General features: G+C 64.5%; 4 protein-coding genes. All 4 read left to right on the forward strand.

Annotated elements, in window-relative coordinates:
* A partial coding sequence (locus EN932_RS32505; protein ID WP_206618986.1) for an RsmD family RNA methyltransferase occupies window positions 1-496 on the forward strand: 496 nt, incomplete at its 5' end.
* Entirely contained in the window at window positions 493-1,350 is an 858-nt protein-coding gene (locus EN932_RS32510) for an RNA methyltransferase (RefSeq protein WP_127384620.1), read from the forward strand. The genes EN932_RS32505 and EN932_RS32510, both read left to right, overlap by 4 nt.
* 13 nt (window positions 1,351-1,363) lie before the next feature.
* Window positions 1,364-1,852: a signal peptidase II gene (gene lspA, locus EN932_RS32515; protein ID WP_127384619.1), complete on the forward strand. Its 489-nt coding sequence runs from the start codon at window positions 1,364-1,366 to the stop codon at window positions 1,850-1,852.
* Window positions 1,853-1,905: 53 nt separating this feature from the next.
* Window positions 1,906-2,895: an MDR family oxidoreductase gene (locus EN932_RS32520; RefSeq protein WP_127384618.1), complete on the forward strand. Its 990-nt coding sequence runs from the start codon at window positions 1,906-1,908 to the stop codon at window positions 2,893-2,895.
* The last annotated feature ends 193 nt before the right edge of the window (window positions 2,896-3,088 follow it).

The following is a 3,088-nucleotide window of genomic DNA, read 5'->3' on the forward strand; positions in this document are numbered from 1 at the left end:
CGGCTATACCGGTCTCGCTTCCTTGGTGGCGGCTCGCGCCGGTGCCGAGGTCACCCATGTCGATGCCTCGAAGAAGGCGATCGGCTGGGCCCGCGAAAACCAGGAGATGGCCGGCCTCGGCAGCAAGCCGATCCGCTGGATCGTCGACGACGCGGTCAAATTCGCCGAGCGCGAGGAGCGCCGCGGCAGCCGCTACGATATCATTCTGTTCGACCCGCCGGCCTATGGCCGTGGCCCCAAGGGCGAGGTCTGGCAATTGTTCGAGGACCTGCCGGATTTGACCGACCTCTGCCGGGCGATCCTGACGCCGAAGCCGCTCGCCGTGGTGCTGACCGCCTATTCGATCCGCGCCTCCTTCTTCGCCATCCACGCCCTGATGCGCGATACCTTTGCCGGCATGGGCGGCAAGGTTGAATCGGGTGAGTTGATCATCCGCGAAAAGTCCGCCGGCCGGGCGCTATCGACCTCATTGTTTTCGCGTTGGGTGGCTGAATGAACGAGCGGCATGCAGGCGCACCTGGCCAGGTGAAGGAGGTCACCAGCCTCGCCAATCCGCTGGTCAAGGACATCAAGGCGCTCGCTCAGAAGAAATTCCGCGACCAGCAGAGCGCCTTCATGGCCGAGGGGTTGAAGCTGGTCATCGATGCGCTCGATCTCGGCTGGCAGATCAGGACATTGGTTTTCGCCAAGGCCGGGCGCGGCAACGCTGCGGTGGAGAAGGTGGCCGCACGCACGGTTGCGGCAGGCGGCATGGTGCTCGAAGTGTCGGAGAAGGTGCTGGTCGCCATCACCCGTCGCGACAACCCGCAAATGGTGGTCGGCGTCTTTTCGCAAAAATTCCTCGCCTTGAAGGATGTCCGCGCTGACAATGGCGACGTCTGGGTGGCGCTCGACCGGGTGCGCGACCCCGGCAATCTCGGCACCGTCATCCGCACCGTCGATGCCGTCGGCGCCAAAGGCGTCATCCTGGTCGGCGATACCACTGATCCATTCTCCGTGGAGACGGTGCGTGCCACCATGGGTTCGATCTTTGCCGTGCCGGTGGCGAAGGCGACAACCGAGGCTTTCCTCGCCTGGCGAGGCGGGTTTTCAGGCCTCGTCGCCGGAACCCACCTGAAAGGCGCCGTCGACTACCGCTCGGTCGATTTTTCCCGCGGGCCCGTGCTGCTGATGATGGGCAACGAGCAGCAGGGACTGCCCGAAAGCCTGGCTGCGAGTTGCGACAGGCTGCTCAGGATTCCGCAAGCGGGCCGTGCCGATTCGCTCAATCTGGCCGTTGCCACCGGCATCATGCTGTTCGAGATCCGGCGCGGCGCGCTGAAGCTCGAGCCAATCCTGGACCAGCAATGAAGGTTGCCTGCCCGTGAGATCATGGTCTCCCTACGCATTGCTCGTCGTCGCGGCCATCGCGCTCGACCAGTGGATAAAATACCTGGTCGAGGCCGATCTGCCTTTTCAGGAGAAGGTTGATCTGCTGCCCTTCCTGGCGCTGTTTCGCACCTACAATACCGGCATCGCCTTCTCGATGTTCTCGTCCTTCGGCGACACCGGGCTGATCGTCATTTCGCTCGCCGTCGTTGCCTTCGTGCTGTTCCTGGCGACCCGGATCGCGCCGTCCCAGATCCTTGCCCGCACCGGCTTTGCGCTGATCGTCGGCGGCGCGCTCGGCAATCTGATCGACCGCGCCGTCAACGGCCACGTCATCGACTACATCCTGTTCCACACGCCGGTCTGGTCCTTCGCCGTCTTCAACCTTGCCGACGCCTTCATTTCGGTTGGTGCGGCACTGGTCGTCTTCGACGAGCTGGTCGGCTGGCGGCGCGAACCCAAAGCCAGTCCTTCCAAGGATTGACCCCGTGCGGCCATCGCCGCACAGTTCATGTCGTCAAGATCGCGGAGAAAGACATGTCCGAAACCTTCAAAGCCATCCTCGTTTCGCGTGACGCCGAGAAAAAGCAGTCGGTCGCCGTGACCGATCTCACCGAGGCCGACCTGATGGAAGGCGATGTCACCGTCGCGGTCGAGGCAACGACGGTGAACTACAAGGATGGCTTGGCGATCACAGGCAAGGCGCCGGTGATCCGCCGCTGGCCGTTGGTGCCGGGCATCGATTTCGCCGGCACCGTCATTTCGTCCTCGCATCCCGACTGGCGCGCCGGAGACAAGGTCGTGCTGAATGGCTGGGGCGTCGGCGAAACCCATTTCGGTGCCTATGCAGGCCGTGCCCGCGTCAGGGGCGACTGGCTGGTGCCGCTGCCGCAAGGCATCAGCCCGCATGACGCGATGGCCGTCGGCACCGCAGGATATACCGCCATGCTCTGTGTCATGGCCCTGGAGCGGCACGGCATCCTGCCCGATCGCGGCCCGGTGGTGGTGACGGGGGCAGCCGGCGGCGTCGGCTCGGTCGCGGTCTCCATCCTGTCCAGCCTCGGCTACCATGTCATTGCTTCCACCGGCCGCAATGCCGAAAGCCCCTTTCTGATGGACCTTGGCGCCGCCGAGGTGATCTCGCGCGAGGAGCTTGCCCAGCCGGCCAAGCCGCTGGCCAAGGAGCGCTGGGCGGGCGGCATCGACGCTGTCGGCAGCCACACGCTGGCCAATGTGCTCTCGATGACCTCCTATGGCGGCGCGGTCGCCGCCTGCGGCCTGGCCGGCGGCATGGACCTGCCGGCCAGCGTCGCGCCCTTCATCCTGCGCGGTGTCTCATTGCTCGGCATCGATTCAGTGATGGCGCCGAAAGCAGTCCGCCTCGAGGCATGGCGCCGCATCGGCACCGACCTCGATCTGCAGAAGCTCGCCAGCCTGTCCAGCACCATCGGGTTCGACGGCATCGTCGATGCCGCGCGCGATATCGTCGAGGGCAAGATCCGCGGCCGCGTCGTCGTGGATATGTGACTCCGCCCAACTGCCGGAAGGGCGGATGCAATCGCCAGATCTGGTGGCAAACCCGCCGCGCCTCGGCAAAAAGCGCTCATCCGCTAAAATTGGAACGATCCGCCGCAATTTTCCATAAGCTCTGTCTGGCAAGAATTTCGCATGATCGCGCAATCCGGCAGCCAACAGGCGGACACTGGCGACGATGTCGATG

Source organism: Mesorhizobium sp. M7A.F.Ca.US.002.01.1.1 (assembly GCF_004022955.1).
GTDB lineage: Bacteria > Pseudomonadota > Alphaproteobacteria > Rhizobiales > Rhizobiaceae > Mesorhizobium > Mesorhizobium ciceri.

What these genes read in the sequence shown, in the direction of transcription:
- EN932_RS32510 (WP_127384620.1), top strand. Translation starts at nt 493, where the DNA reads ATGAACGAGCGGCATGCAGGCGCACCTGGCCAGGTGAAGGAGGTCACC.
- EN932_RS32520 (WP_127384618.1), top strand. Translation starts at nt 1,906, where the DNA reads ATGTCCGAAACCTTCAAAGCCATCCTCGTTTCGCGTGACGCCGAGAAA.